Raw genomic sequence first — 14,455 nt, forward strand, 5'->3', positions numbered from 1 at the left:
ATCTCTCGGAAACCGGCCCCGACCGGGACGTCAGCTGTTACCGCGACAGCCGCAGGTCAGACTGCGGTGAAGCGCCACTGCTGGTTGGTCGCGCTGCTGCAGGTCCACTGCAACACCCGGGCGCCGTCGGCGGTGGAAGCGCCGTTGACGTCCAGGCAGAGCCCGCTCAGCGCACTCTTCACCGTGTACACGCCGGAGGTTCCGGTCGCGGTGGCGGTGAACTTCTGCTGGTTGCCGTTGTTGCAGGTGGCCTGCTGCAGGAAGGCACCCGCCGCGGTGGAGCTACCGATCACCTCCACGCACTTGCCGCTGTGCAGTGCCTTCAGGTAGAGCGCGCCGTTGCCGGCGTCGACGGCCTGCCACTTCTGGTTGTTGCCACCGGTGGAGGCCCACTGGGTGATCTGGGCGCCGTCGGCGGTGGAGACCCCGCTGACGTCCATCAGCTTGCTGCTGTGCTGTGCCGTGACCGTGTAGGTCTTGCCCGCCAGACCACCGCCGGTGCCGCTGCCGGGCGTCCCGACACCGTTGCCACCGAAGGTGTGCGAGTCCAGATCGAACGAGTTGCTGCTGTTCTTGAACACCATGTAGAGCGTGTGCGTCCCGCCGAGGGCGGCGACGCTCACCGGTGTCGTGGACTGGTAGTTGTCCCAGCCACCAGTACTCGGCACCGTGGTGGTGGCCAGCAGGGTGCCGGTCGGCGAGTCGGCCCGCAGCTCGATCGAGCCGCCGCCGGAGGGCGACGACAGCCGGTAACTGACAGTCGAGATCCCCGACAGGTTCATCGGGCTGAACGCGATCCAGTCGTTGCTGGAGATGTCACCGACGCGCTTGGTGCTCTCCGCCGCGGACTGGTCGACGACCCGGATGCCGGACTGGCTGCTGAAGTACTCGGACTGCTTGTGCTTCGGTTGCAGGATCGCCTGGGCGGTGCCGGTGAGCGGGGACCCGCCACCCGAGCCGCCGTTGTCGGTGTACCGCGCGTTCAACACGTAGAACAGGTTGGCGCCATCCGGGTGCCCGCCGAGCAGGTCGGTGGAGATGGTGCCCGAGCAACCTGGGTATTCGGTGGTCTCGTGCGCGTGGTCGTCGTGACCCAGCGCCGGGTTGAGGAACACCTTCGAGCAGTCGACAGTTCCGCCGTCCGGGTCGGTCACGGTGATCTGGTACGACACCTTGTCACCGAACGTCAGCATGCCGCCGTTGCCCGGTGTGGTGATGGTGACCACCGGGGCGCTGTTGCCGACGGTGATCGGGACGTTGGCGAAGCCGGTCTTACCGGTGCTGTCGGTGACCTTCAACTGGGCGGTGTAGTTGCCGTTGGAGGTGTACACCTTCGACGGGTTGGCCGCCGTGGAGGTGGTGCCGTCGCCGAACGTCCACAGGTAGCTCAGCGTGTTGCCGTCCGGGTCGGACGTGCCCGCGCTGCTGAACTGGACGGTCAGCGGTGAGCTGCCGCTGGTGGGCGTGCCGGTGGCCTTGACGATCGGGGACCGGCCGCCCTGGATGTAGTCGATCCGGTAGAGCCCGGAGTCGCTGTTGCCGCCGCCGAAGTTGGTGCCCCACTCCAGCAGGTAGAGCGAGCCGTCCTTGCCGAACTCCATGTCCATCGGCTTGTTGAACCCGGTGCCGGGCAGGAACGGGTTGGTGCGGGTGACCGCCGTGGAGGAGTCGAAGTGCACCTCCTTGATGTAGTTGCGCGCCCACTCGTAGAAGAAGTGCACCCCGTCGTAGTAGGGCGGGAACTTCGTCGCGGACGGGTTCGACGCGTCGTACCGGTAGACCGGGCCACCCATCGGCGCGGAGCCGCCGGAGCCAAGCTCCGGGAAGGTTGTCGAGGCGGGGTAGCCATACCAGATGTTGGGCATGACGACCGGCTTCAGGCTGGTCAGGCCGGTGTTGTTCGGCGAGTTGTTGACCGGTGCCGAGCAGTTGAACTTCGAGCCGACGACGCCGGTGTCCGGGTTGAACGGCGCGTAGGGCTGGTTGTTGCCGTGGCAGAACGGCCAGCCGTAGTTGCCGGGCGTTTTGATCACGTTGAGTTCGACCAGGCCCTCGGGGCCCCGGTTGGTGGTGGGCGGGTTGCGGTCCGGCCCGTAGTCGGCCAGGTAGACCCAACCGTTGGCCGGGTCGATCGAGAAGCGGAACGGGTTGCGGAAGCCCATCGCGTAGATTTCCGGCTTGGTCTGCGCGGTGCCCTGCGGGTAGAGGTTGCCGCTCGGGATGGTGTAGCTGCCGCTGGCTCCGGGCCGGATACGTAGCAGCTTGCCGCGCAGGTCGTTGGTGTTACCCGCGCTGCGCGCGGCATCCAGGTTGGACTTGCCCGACCGCCAGTCCAGCGGGGCGTAGCCCTGCCAGTTGGGGTCGAGGTTGGGCGGCGTGTCGTCGCCGGTGCCGATGTAGAGGTTGCCGTCCGGGCCGAACTTGATGTAGCCGCCGGTGTGCCCGGGCTCGGGGAAGGTGCGGTCCCGGTACGCCGGGATGTCGATGATCGTCACGCCGCTCGACGTGTTCAGCGTGTCACCGCTGACCGTGTAGCGGGAGACCCGGTTGACGTCGGTGCTGCTGCTGGACGGCGAGTGGTACAGGTAGATGTACCCGTTCGTGGCGAAGTTGGGGTCCAGCGCCATGCCGGTGAGACCGTCCTCACCGCCGGTGTAGACGCTGAGGGTGCCGGCGGTGACGGTGCTGTTGGTGGAGGGCTTGAAGATCTTCACCTGGCCGCCGCGCTGGACGTAGAACACGCGGCCGTCCGGGGCCACGCCCAGCGCCATCGGGTCGACGGTGTTGTCGTCGAGGGTGCGCTTCTCGAAGTTGCCCCACACGGTGCCGCCACAGTCTCCGGCGGCGTTACCGGCGGCCCACTTGATGCCACCGAGCACGTGGTTCTGGAAGTTCGTCTCGCTGTAGGAGCCGATCGCGTGGCCCATCGCGGTGGCCCACACCCGCCCGCCGCCGGTGTCGCGGCACCAGGAGATCGGGTGGTCCGCGCCCATCGCCCGCGATCCCGGGTTGTAGGTGCGCTCGTCGGCGGTCACCAGCACGTGCACCTTGCCCCGCGGGTTGGCGTCGAAGTTGTACCACTCCTCGCTGCGGGTCCACCGGTCCGGCAGGCTGGCCGTCGACGGGTGCTTCTTGTCGGCGACGATGGCGGTGCCCTGGAGCACGCCGGGGGAGTGCTCGGGCATGTGGGCGCCGCCGTTGATGGTCTGGTCCCACCACGGGTACTCGGACTCGATGCCCATGTCGAGGGCGTTGTGGATGCCGACGATGCCCTTGCCGCTGGCCAGGTAGCCCTCCACCGCCTGCCGCTGCGCGGTCGAGGTCCAGACCATGCCGGAGGTCTGGAGCATGACGATCACATCGAAGGTGGCCAGGTTGCTGGCGGTGAAGACGCTCGAGTCCTCGGTCGCCACCACCTCGAAGTTGTTAGCTGCCGCCTGCTGTTGGATCATGCTGATCCCGGCGGCGATCGAGTCGTGCCGGTAGCCGGTGGTCTTGCTGAACACCAGGGCACGGAAGGCCGGTGCCGCCGATGCGGGTGGAGCGAGTCCGAGCGCCAGCAACAGGCCGGCGATCACTGAGATGAGCAATGTGTTGCGACGCATGCCGTCTCCTAGGGTTGGGCGGGCGTAGGGATTGCGACCACGGGCCCGACGACGCGGCAGGTTGACCCTGGACACGTGAGGGGACACGGGCGCGCTGGTCTGTCCTCATGCCGTTCGCCGCAACGGCAGTCAGACCTGCGAGACGTCACACAGTGTGATGGTGGCTGTGGTGCTCGTCCCGTGGTCCACGAGGCCAGGATGAGCTAGCAATCGACGACTGTCAATCTAGTGGGTAACGTCCGACGTCCTGCCCGGTGGACGGCGTCCGTGCCCTGGCTCCCTCGCTGCGGTCCCGCCTGTCGACCCCGGCCCGACCTGCCGGTCGGGCTTGATCGAGGATTGCGGACCCGCATCCAAACATCTATCTTCATACGTGTGATGTTTCGTCGGTGTCAAGGAAATGTTTGCGCCGCAAGAACGTAAGTCTCTGCTGTTGCCACGAAAGTTTGATGTTCAGCGCCTCGAAGCCGCCGTAGTGTGGCATTTAAACTCATCGATCATTACTGTCTGTGAGGGCCATCGGAATGTCAGATCCACCGCCGACGCCGCTTCTCACCCTTCGGGGCATCGGCAAGTCCTTCCTCGGAGTCCGCGTGCTCGACGATGTCGACCTCGACGTCGTGCCCGGAGAGGTGCACGCCGTGGTCGGCGAGAACGGTGCCGGGAAGTCGACCCTCATGAAGATCGTCTCGGGCGGTCACGCCCCCGACGGGGGCACTGTCGAGTTCGCCGGTGCGTCACGCACGTTCCGTGGTCCGCGCGACGCGCAGCGGGCCGGCATCGGGATCATCCACCAGGAGTTCAACCTGCTCCCGGAACGCACCGTCGCGGAGAACGTCTACCTGGGGCACGAGCCGGTGCGTCGCGGGCTCGTCGACCGTAGGGACATGCTCGAGCGCACCACGCGGCTGCTCGCCTCGATCGGTGAGACCGCGTTGCCGGCCGACGCGCGGGTGGGGCAGTTGGGCGTCGCGCAGCAGCAGGTCGTCGAGATCGCCAAGGCGCTCGCCCTGGACGCGCGGTTGCTCATCATGGACGAGCCGACCGCAGCGCTCGCCGACCACGAGGTCGAGCTGCTCTACGGGCTGGTGCGCCGACTCCAGGAGCGGGGCATCGGGCTGCTGTACGTCTCGCACCGCCTCGCCGAGGTTTTCGACCTGTCCGGTCGTATCACGGTGCTCAAGGACGGCCGCCGTGTCACCACTGTGGACACTGCCGCCACCACCGCCGACGAGTTGGTGCGGCACATGGTTGGCCGGGAACTGTCCAGCTACTACCCGGACCGGGCCGCCCCCGAGGACCGGGGCCCGGTGCGGCTCAACCTTCGCGACGCGGGGAACCGGAAGCTGCGAGACGTCAACCTCCAGTTGCGCGCCGGCGAGGTGCTCGGCATCGGCGGCCTACAGGGCTCCGGGCGTTCGGCGCTGGCCCGTGCGATCTTCGGGGTGTCACCGTTCACCACCGGCGACGTCACTCTCGACGACCGGCCGATCCGACTGCGCTCACCCCGCACCGCGATGCGGGCCGGCGTCGCCTACGTGACCGAGGACCGCAAGGGCGAGGGGATCGTCCCCCGGCAGTCGGTGCTCGACAACGCGCTGCTCGCCAGCCGGGCCGTGTTCGCCGCCCGGTCCGGCCGGGCCGCGAGGACCGCCCGGGTCCGCGAGCTGCTGGCCGCCGTGGAGGTTCGCGGCGCCGGCGACGACCAGGAGATCCGCTTCCTGTCCGGGGGCAACCAGCAGAAGGTCGTGCTGGCCCGGTGGCTCGCGCTCACCCCGCGGATCCTGCTCTTCGACGAGCCGACCCGGGGAATCGACGTGGGCGCGAAGTCCGCCATCCACGATCTCGTCCGCCGCCTCGCCCGGGAGGGCGCGGCCGTGCTGATGATCTCGTCTGATCTACCGGAGCTGCTGGGAATGAGTGACCGGATCGTCGTGATGCGGGACGGTCACGTCGCTGGCGAGCTGCCCGCCGGCGCGACCGAGGAAGAGGTCGTCGCGTTGGCGGTCGGCGCCGTGCGGGAGCCGGTCCAGTGAGCGCGCTGTCGCTGCTGCCGGCCCGACGTTCCGTACCCGGCGTCTTCGTGGCCCTGACCCTTACCCTCACCATCGGGTGGTTGGTCGTCCTTCTCGACGGCGGCCAGCTCTTCAACCAGTCCACCACGGTGAGTCTGCTGCACGTCGCCGCCGGCCTCGGGTTGGTCGCGGTGGGCCAGACCCTGGTCATCCTGGGCGGCTCGCTCGACCTCTCGGTGGCGTTCGTGATCAGCCTCAGCACCCTGGTCGCGGCCGAGACGATGAACGGCAGTGACGGCGCGGTGCTGCCGGCGATCGGCCTGGTGCTCGTCGTCAGCGCCGGCGTCGGGCTGCTCAACGGGCTCCTCGTCACCAGGTTCCGGGTCAACGCGTTCATCGCGACCCTCGGCGTCGGGCTGCTGCTCAAGGGTTACCTCGACAACGGCTACGACGGTCCGGCCGGCACCACGGCGCCGTCGCTCGTGCAGTCGCTCGGCTACCAGCGGGTCGGGCCGGTGCCGGTGTCGTTCCTGCTGCTGATCGTTGTCACCGCAGCGGCCTGGTTCGCGCTCTCGCGGACCCGCTTCGGCCACCACCTGGTCGCGGTCGGCGGGGATCCGGAGGTGGCCCGGCTGTCCGGTGTCCGCAACGACCGGGTCCTCGTCACCGCTCACGTCCTGTGCTCGATGTGCGCGGGGCTCGCCGGCATCTACCTCGCCAGTCGCCTCGGCTCGGGTGCCCCGCGCGTCGGCACCGAGGGCCTCTACGACCTGGAGTCGATCGCCGCGGTGGTGATCGGTGGGACCGCCCTCGCCGGTGGGCGCGGCGGCGTCATCGGCACTGTCGGCGGGGTGTTGCTGCTCGCCAGCATCGACGCCATCTTCAACCAGCTCGAGGTCGACGCCTTCTTCAAGCAGGTGATCCGGGGCGTCATCATCATCGCCGCGGTCGCCGTCTACGCCCGCCGGGCCATGCGAAAGGCGGCGTAGCCATGCAGACCGTCCAGCCTCGTTCCCTGCCGCTGCGTCTGCCGCGGGTGCGTCCCGGTGGTGTCCTGCCGATCCTCGCGATCCTCGCGGTGCTGCTGGTGCTCGTCGGCATCCGCCAGCCCGACTTCCTGGCTCCGTCGTCGCTGATGTCCTTCCTCGGTCGTTCGGCGCCGATCATCCTGCTCGCCGCCGGCCAGTACTTCGTGATCGTGTCCGGCGAGTTCGACCTGTCCGTCGGGTCGCTGGTCACCGCGCAGGTGGTGGTCGCCGCCCGGCTGATCGACAGCGACCCGGCGCGTACCTGGCCGGTGGTGGTGCTCCTGCTCGTGTTCGGCGCACTGGTCGGGCTGGTCAACGGTCTGATCACCACGCGGCTGCGGGTGCCGTCGTTCATCACCACCCTCGGCATGTTCCTGATCCTCGTCGGCGCGGTCTACCTGTGGTCCGACGGTGCCCCGAAGGGTGGGCTCTCCGAGGAGTTCCGGCGGTTCGGCCGGCGGGCCTTCGAGGACGTGCCGGTGCTGGGGCGCGTGCCGTACGCGCTGCTGGTCCTCGTGGTCCTGGCGGTGGCGGCGGTCCTGCTGATGCGGTCCGACTTCGGCCGGACGCTCGTCGCCGTCGGCGACAACCCGCGCACCGCCGAGTTGAGCGGCGTACGCGTGTGGCGTACCCGGACCTTCGCCTTCATCCTCAGCGGGCTCGCGGCGGCGGTGGCGGCGATTCTCCTGGGCGGCTACAGCGGCGTGTCGTTCCAGGCCGGCGCCGGCCTGGAGTTCGGCGCGATCACCGCCGTCGTCCTCGGCGGGGTGGCGCTCGGCGGGGGTCGCGGCGCCGTCGTCGGGGCGATGCTCGGCGCGCTGACCCTCGAACTGCTCTTCGCCCTCATGAATTTCTACGGCGTCTCCGGCGCCCTCAGATCGGCCGTCCAGGGCGGGATCATCCTGCTCGCCGTGGCGGTCTCGGCATCGCGTTCTTCGTCGAGATAAAGGGGAAACCATAGTGCGACGTTCCGTGGCGGCACTTGCCGCTGTCACAGTGCTGTCCCTCGCGGCCTGTTCCACCGACGAACCCGCCGCGGGCCCGTCGGGGAGTTCATCCTCCGCCGCCGGGTCCGGCACCGGGGACCAGTCCAAGTTCTTCGTGCAAGCCGACTACGACGCCGAGCTCGCGCTGCTCGACGCCGCGCCGACGGGCCCGGCCGACAAGCCGTGGGAGCAGGTGCTCAACCCGACGATGGTCGACACCGCCAAGTTCAAGAAGAACGGCCCACACAAGATCTGCTTCTCGAACGCGGCGCTCAACAACCCGTGGCGGCAGGTCGGGTTCAAGACCATGCAGGCAGAGGTCGAGGCGCAAAAGAGCCGCATCAAGGAGTTCGTGCACGTCGACGCCGAGGGCAAGGACCAGAAGCAGATCGCTGACATCAACGACCTGCTCGGCAAGGGCTGCGACGCGCTCATCGTCTCGCCGAACACCACCGCCACACTCACTCCGGCCGTCGAGGCCGCCTGCAAGGCCGGGCTTCCGGTCGTCGTCTTCGACCGTGGTGTCAACACGAAGTGCCCGGTGACGTTCATCAACCCCATCGGCGGTTACGGGTTCGGCCACGTCGGGGCCGAGTTCGTCAGCCAGAAGATGAAGCCCGGCGGCAAGGTCCTCGCCCTGCGGATCCTGCCCGGCGTCGACGTCCTGGAGACCCGCTGGTCGGCGGCGAAGGTGGCGTTCGACAAGGCGAAGGTCGACGTGGTCGGCGTCGAGTTCACCGATGGTGACCCGGCCAAGACCAAGAAGATTGTCGACGACTACATCCAGCGGTACGGCACTATCGACGGGGTCTGGATGGACGCCGGAGCGGTGGCCGTCGCGGCGGTCGAGGCGTTCCAGGACGCGGGCAAGCCCGTTCCACCGATGAACGGTGAGGACCAGCTCGACTTCCTGAAGATCTGGAAGGACAAGCAGCTCACCGCGATCGCGCCGACCTACCCGACCTACCAGTGGCGTACGCCGATCATCGCGGCGCTGCGGATCCTCGACGGCCAGCAGGTGTCCAGCCCGTGGAAGCTGCCGCAGCCGACGGTCACGCAGGACAACCTGGACACGTACCTCGACGCGAACATGCCGCCGCTGCACTACGCCATGTGCGGCTGCACCGACCTGCCCGGTTACCCGCAGCGCTGGAAGTAGGGCCTGATGTACGCCATCGGCGTCAACCCCTGGGTCTGGGCCTCACCTGTCGACGACAGGGCCCTGGCCGAGCTGATCCCGCGGATCGCCGGGTTCGGCTTCGACGCTGTCGAGTTGCCGATCGAGCAACCCGGCGACTGGGACCCGATCCGTACCCGGGACCTGCTGGCGGCGCACGGCCTCGTCGCCGCGGGTGTCTGCGCGGTCACCCCGCCGGGGAGGGACCTGGTCGACGCCGCTCCGGCGGTCGTCGAGTCGACGGTGGCGTACCTCAAGGGCTGCGTGGCGAGCGCGGCGGCCGTCGGCGCTCCGTGCGTCGGCGGCCCCGCGTACGCCTCGGTCGGCCGTACCTGGCGGATGTCGCCGACAGCTCGTGCGGCCTGCTACGCGGATTTCCGACGGGCAGTGGCCCCGGTGGCGGAGCAGGCCGGCGAAATGGGCGTGAGCATCGGTGTCGAGGCGTTGAACCGCTACGAGACGAGCGTCGTCAACACGATCGAGCAGACGCTGGAGCTGATCGACGGGTTACCGCCGAGCGTCGGCATCATGATCGATACCTACCACATGAACATCGAGGAGGCCGACCCCTACGCGGCCCTCGCCGTCGCCGGCCCACACATCAAGCACGTCCAGGTCAGCGGCACCAACCGGGGCGCCCCCGGTGCTGACCACTTCGACTGGCCCCGCTTCTTCACCGTCCTGCGGGACACCGGCTACCAGGGCGCGATCTGCATCGAGTCGTTCACAGCGGAGAACGACGCCATCGCCACCGCCGCGGCGATCTGGCGCCCGTTGGCCCCCTCGCAGGACCGTCTCGCCACGGACGGCCTGCGCTATCTCCGGGAGATCCTCGGATGACCGTGCCGACCAGCCATCCCCCGCGCTGGTCGAGGCAGTCCCACCACCCCCAGCTCGTTCTCACGTCAGGAGCACCGTCCCGTGTCCTCGTACATCCCATCGCTGCGCCGACTGCTGGCCGGCGCTGCCGCGGCAGCGGTGACCGCGCTGGTCGCGGTAACCGCCTCGGCGTCCCCGGCCATCGCGGCCACCACCACCCTCTACGCGTCGCCCTCGGGCACCGGCACCACGTGTTCCGCCAGCCAACCGTGTTCACTGAGTGCCGCGCAGACCGCGGTGCGGGCGATCAACAGCACGATGTCCGGTGACATCGTCGTGGAGTTGGCAAACGGCGCGTACCGACTGTCGTCACCGATGCGACTGACCGCCGCCGACTCGGGCAACAACGGCTATCAGGTGATCTGGCGCGCGGCCTCGGGCGCACGTCCGACGATCACCGGCGCCCGGGCGGTCACCGGCTGGTCGCTCGTCGACTCGGGGAAGAACATCTGGCGGGCCAGCGTCCCCGCCGGGCTCGACTCCCGCCAGCTCTACGTCAACGGGGCCATCGCCACGCGGGCGCGGACCGCCGTGAACCGTTCCGACTTCACCTTCACCACGTCCGGCATGCGGTTCAGCAACAGCGCGCTCACCTACCTCAACAACCTCGGCAACCAGAGCCGGGTCGAGGTGGAGAGCGTCGGCTCGTTCACCGACCGGTACTCGCCGGTGCAGAGCATCAGCGGGAACTTCCTGACGATGCAGCAGCCGGCCTGGAACAACAACACCTTCGGCTTCGACACCCTCTCCCGCCCGCACCGCGCCGGCCCGTTCTACCTGGCCAACGCGTACGAGTTCCTGGACTCCGCGGGGGAGTGGTATCTCAACCCGGGAAGCGGTCAGCTCAACTACATTCCCCTCGCCGGGCAGAGCATGAGTTCGGTGAGCGTGGAGCTGCCGCAGTTGCAGTCCCTGGTCAACGTCGGTGGCACCCTCGACGCGCCAGCGCACCACATCTCGTTCAGCGGGGTCACCTTCACCGGCACCAGCTGGCTCGGCCCCAGCAGCAGCAACGGTTTCGCCGACCAGCAGACCGGGGCGCACATCGTCGGTTCCTGGGCGCGTCCGTCCGACGCGCTGACCTCCTGCCAGGAGGGCTGCCCGCTCTTCGAGGCCACCCGGCCGAGCTGGGCCCAGATGCCGGCCGCCGTGCAGGTGTCCGCCGCCAACACGATCAGCTTCAGTGACTCCCAGTTCGTCAACCTCGGGCAGACGGCCATCGGCATCGGCAACGACGCCAACGCCCACGCCAGCGGTGTCGGTCTGGGCGCCAGCAACGTCACAGTCACCCGTTCCGAGATCGCCCGCAACTCCGCGGGTGGCGTCGTGGTCGGTGGCGTCCGCGCCGACGCCCACCACCCGAGCGACCAGCGGATGGTCAACCGCAACATCACCATCAGCGACAACCGGGTGCACGATCTCGGTCTGGAGTACCGGGGTGTCGTCTCGATCCTGACCACCTACGTGAACACCTCGCTGGTCTCGCACAACGAGGTCTACAACATGCCGTACACCGGTCTGTCGGTCGGCTACGGCTGGGGCGCCAACGACGCCGGCGGCAGCCAGCACTACGCGAACCGCGGCCTGTACAACTACCAGCCGCGCTACACCACGGCGACGACCGCGGCCAACAACCAGGTCGTCGGCAACTACGTGCACGACGTCATGCAGCAGATGACCGACGGAGGGTGCATCTACACGCTGTCGGCGAACCCCGGCGGGTCCATCACCCAGAACTACTGCCTGCGGACCAACGGCTGGTTCGGGCTCTACTTCGACGAGGGTTCCCGCTACTACACCGCCCGCAACAACGTGTTCTCCTCCACCGGCACCTGGGCCACCGCGAACTACTACTACGCGGAGAACATGGGCAACTTCACCGTCACCAACAACTGGTCGACCAGCAGCGGCACGAACGTGACGAACGGCGACCGCGGCAACGTCGTCAACAGCAACGTCACGGTCAGCAACGGCAATTGGCCGTCGGGCGCGCAGACGGTGATCAACACGGCTGGTGTGCAGAGCGGCGGCAGCACCAACCCGACGAACGTGCAGATCGTGGGCGCCCAGTCGGGCCGCTGCGTCGAGATCGGCAACTCCAGCACCACGAACGGCACGCAGGCCCAGATCTGGGACTGCATCAGTAACGCCACCAACCAGCGGTGGACCCACACCACCGGCCGGCAGCTCATGGTCTACGGCACCAAGTGCCTGGACGCCTCCGGCCAGGGCACCACGAACGGCACCACTGTGGTGATCTGGGACTGCAACGGCGGCACCAACCAGCAGTGGAACGTCAACGCCAACGGCACGATCACCGGCGTGCAGTCGGGTCTCTGCCTGGACGCCAACGCCGCCGCGACGGCCAACGGCACGAAGTTGATCCTCTGGTCCTGCTCCGGCGGCACCAACCAGCAGTGGCAGTTGCGCAGCTGATCCAGGAGCTGGGCACCGACAGGTCCGGGCCGGGGCGAGACGCCTCGACCCGGACCTGTCCGGTTACCGCTCTTCGACGACGGTCAGCCCGGTCGCGGCGTCGTAGCGGACCGGGATGGGGTCGGTGAGTTCCCCGACGAACGTCTCGTCGACGTGGTCGAGGAAACCGATGAGGGACCAGTCGTCGGCGGGCCCGGGGACCAGCCGGGGCGCGTACAGGTGCGGGTGCGTGAACGGCTGGGCGGACGCGATGTCCCACGGGCCGACAGTGCTCTCGCCGGTCGCCACCCAGATCCGGTGGTCGTCGCGCCGGGCACTGCCGGTGGCCTCGGTGGAGAAGAGCAGCATCGGCTGCCCGTCGAGGACCGCGACCTGGGGCACCTCGAGGTGACCGAAGCCGGCCGGTGCCGACAGCGGCGGCGCGACGGTCCAGGTGAGAAGGTCGGTGGAGGTGGCGTGGCCGACGACGCCACGGGTGTTCGCCGGCCCGGTGTTGGCGCGCGCGGTGACAAGCATGTGCCAACCCTCGCCGTCGGGGTCGGGAAACACCCAGGGGTCACGCCACGCCTGCTCGTACCAGAGGTTCTTGTCCAGCAGTTCGTACCAGGTGGGGTCGGCCTGGACGATCGGTTCGGTGCCGTGCCGGTGCCAGTTCATGAGGTCGTCGGAGACGGCCAGTCCGATGCGTTGGACCAGCCCGTCCTCGGCGCGACCGACGCCGGTGTAGAACAGGTACCACCGTCCGTCCGGACCGCGGACCGTGCAGCCCGTCCAGGTCGCCAGGTCGTCCCAAGCAGGCGCGTCGGCGGGCACCACGGCGTCGGCGACCAGGCGCCACGAGCGCAGGTCCGTCGAGACGGCGTGGCCGATGGTCGCCCGGCGGTGACGGCGGTGCGGGTCGTGCAGGGCGCGGGACGCGCGGAGGAAGAACACGTGCCAGAGGCCGTTGTCGTCCCGCGCGTACCAGCTGTCCCACACCCAGTGGTCGGGTAGACGAAGCATGGTCGGAAACCTAGCACTAAACCGTTTTAGCGCCCCTCAGGGCCAGCCCTGAGGGGCGGCTGGGAGGGGTGGTGGTCAGCCGGCCGGGGGTGCGAGGGACCGGCGTCGACGCAGGGGCATCGCCACGAGCGACGACTCGGCGGCGCTCTCGTCCAGAAGCAGTTCGACAGCTCGCCGCCCCATCTGCTCGTGTGGCAGCGCCGTGGTGGCCAGACTGGGACGCAACCAGGCGGCGATCGGATCGTCGTCGAACGAGATGACCGAGATGTCCTCCGGGACGCTGAGCCCGGCCTCGCCGAGCGCCTGGTAGGCGCCGAAGGCAAGCCGGTCGTTCATGCAGATGATCGCGCTGGGTCGCTTCGGCTTGCCCAGCAGGCCCCGCATGGCGGCGTAACCGTGCTCGGGCAACCACTCGGTGCAGAAACACTCGGCAAGCAGGCTGACCTGCGCCTCGTCCAGCGTCTGCCGGATGCCGCGCAGGCGGGCGCGGGCGGCGAGCGAGACCTCGGGGTCGTCCTCCTTGAGTCGGTTGCGGCCGATGAGCGCTATCGCGTCGCGGTGCCCGAGCTCCAACAGCGCGGCGGCGACCGAGCGGCCGGCACCCTCGTCGTCCGGGACCACGCTCGGCAGACCGTCGGGGCTGGTGGCATTGAGCAGGACCACCGGGCCACCGAGGATGGCCGCGGGCACCGCCAGCCGTCGGGTCGCCATCGCGGCGTAGATCACCCCGTCGACCTGCCGGTCCAGGACGGCCTCGATGGCGTACTGCTCGAAGGTGGCGTCCCCCTGCGTCTCGGTGATGAGCAGGACGTGGTCCCGTTCGCGGGCCGCGTCGAGGGCTCCGCGGATGAGGTCACCGGCGAAGCGGGTGGTGGCCACGATGTCGGAGACGAAGGCGATGGTGGCCGTCTTGCGGGTGCGGAGGCTGCGCGCGGCGAGGTTGGGCCGGTAACCGAGTTCCTCGGCGGCGGCGAACACCCGCTGGTGCGCCTCGGCCGAGAGCCGGGTGCCCTCCCTGCCGTTGAGCACCATCGACGCGGCGGTCTTGGACAGCCCGGCCTTTCGCGCGACGTCGGCGAGTGTTGCTCTGTTGCGGCCCATCAGTCCTCCGAATCAGGCGCGGTGCCACGGGCGCCGCTCCTGCCCATCATGATGCGTCGTCGTCCGGAATCCAGCGCCGGTCGCGTCGGCGTGGTGTGAACCCGACGTTTCCGCACCGTTGCCAAGTTGTCCTTGACAGCTCCCCGTGCCACGCGCATGCTCTGCTAAATCAGTTTAGCGACCACTTCTGGTGCGTCCAGAGGCGCCTGCGGTGGCCGTGCCGGGT

General features: G+C 68.8%; 8 protein-coding genes and 1 pseudogene. 6 read left to right on the forward strand and 3 right to left on the reverse strand.

Going from position 1 to position 14,455, the window contains the following annotated elements; translation table 11 throughout:
• Positions 1 to 56 precede the first annotated feature (56 nt).
• Entirely contained in the window at positions 57 to 3,605 is a 3,549-nt protein-coding gene (locus ABZ406_RS29035) for a ThuA domain-containing protein (RefSeq protein ID WP_357768385.1), read from the reverse strand.
• A 524-nt stretch (positions 3,606 to 4,129) separates the two neighbouring features.
• Between ABZ406_RS29035 and ABZ406_RS29040 the strand changes: the two genes are divergently transcribed.
• From ABZ406_RS29040 to ABZ406_RS29065, 6 genes are all read left to right on the forward strand, one after another.
• Complete coding sequence (locus ABZ406_RS29040; protein ID WP_357768388.1) at positions 4,130 to 5,641, forward strand: sugar ABC transporter ATP-binding protein; 1,512 nt, start codon at positions 4,130 to 4,132, stop codon at positions 5,639 to 5,641.
• Positions 5,638 to 6,609 (forward strand): ABC transporter permease, encoded by a 972-nt coding sequence (locus ABZ406_RS29045; RefSeq protein ID WP_357768391.1) that lies wholly within the window; start codon positions 5,638 to 5,640, stop codon positions 6,607 to 6,609. Before ABZ406_RS29040 ends, ABZ406_RS29045 begins: the two co-directional genes overlap by 4 nt.
• A gap of 2 nt (positions 6,610 to 6,611) precedes the next feature.
• Positions 6,612 to 7,595, forward strand: coding sequence for an ABC transporter permease (locus tag ABZ406_RS29050; RefSeq protein ID WP_357768394.1), 984 nt, complete (start codon positions 6,612 to 6,614; stop codon positions 7,593 to 7,595).
• A 13-nt stretch (positions 7,596 to 7,608) separates the two neighbouring features.
• Positions 7,609 to 8,793: a substrate-binding domain-containing protein gene (locus tag ABZ406_RS29055; protein ID WP_357768397.1), complete on the forward strand. Its 1,185-nt coding sequence runs from the start codon at positions 7,609 to 7,611 to the stop codon at positions 8,791 to 8,793.
• A 6-nt stretch (positions 8,794 to 8,799) separates the two neighbouring features.
• The gene (locus ABZ406_RS29060) at positions 8,800 to 9,651 is read left to right on the forward strand and encodes a sugar phosphate isomerase/epimerase family protein (protein ID WP_357768400.1); all 852 of its coding nucleotides are present in this window, start codon (positions 8,800 to 8,802) and stop codon (positions 9,649 to 9,651) included.
• Between the two features lie 81 nt (positions 9,652 to 9,732).
• The gene (locus tag ABZ406_RS29065) at positions 9,733 to 12,126 is read left to right on the forward strand and encodes an RICIN domain-containing protein (RefSeq protein ID WP_357768403.1); all 2,394 of its coding nucleotides are present in this window, start codon (positions 9,733 to 9,735) and stop codon (positions 12,124 to 12,126) included.
• A gap of 63 nt (positions 12,127 to 12,189) precedes the next feature.
• On the opposite strand, the pseudogene ABZ406_RS29070 reads toward ABZ406_RS29065, so the two are convergent.
• Both ABZ406_RS29070 and ABZ406_RS29075 read right to left on the reverse strand, forming a co-directional pair.
• Positions 12,190 to 13,146, reverse strand: a pseudogene (locus tag ABZ406_RS29070) (family 43 glycosylhydrolase); the annotation flags it as partial.
• A gap of 57 nt (positions 13,147 to 13,203) precedes the next feature.
• Positions 13,204 to 14,229, reverse strand: coding sequence for a LacI family DNA-binding transcriptional regulator (locus ABZ406_RS29075; RefSeq protein ID WP_357768406.1), 1,026 nt, complete (start codon positions 14,227 to 14,229; stop codon positions 13,204 to 13,206).
• Positions 14,230 to 14,455: the final 226 nt, after the last annotated feature.

The sequence above is a fragment of the Micromonospora sp. NPDC005710 genome (assembly GCF_040630995.1).
GTDB lineage: Bacteria > Actinomycetota > Actinomycetes > Mycobacteriales > Micromonosporaceae > Micromonospora.

Excerpts from the sequence above, each read along its gene's own strand:
- ABZ406_RS29035 (WP_357768385.1), bottom strand. The coding sequence starts at position 3,605 with ATGCGTCGCAACACATTGCTCATCTCAGTGATCGCCGGCCTGTTGCTG.
- ABZ406_RS29040 (WP_357768388.1), top strand. The coding sequence starts at position 4,130 with ATGTCAGATCCACCGCCGACGCCGCTTCTCACCCTTCGGGGCATCGGC.
- ABZ406_RS29050 (WP_357768394.1), top strand. The coding sequence starts at position 6,612 with ATGCAGACCGTCCAGCCTCGTTCCCTGCCGCTGCGTCTGCCGCGGGTG.
- ABZ406_RS29060 (WP_357768400.1), top strand. The coding sequence starts at position 8,800 with ATGTACGCCATCGGCGTCAACCCCTGGGTCTGGGCCTCACCTGTCGAC.
- ABZ406_RS29075 (WP_357768406.1), bottom strand. The coding sequence starts at position 14,229 with ATGGGCCGCAACAGAGCAACACTCGCCGACGTCGCGCGAAAGGCCGGG.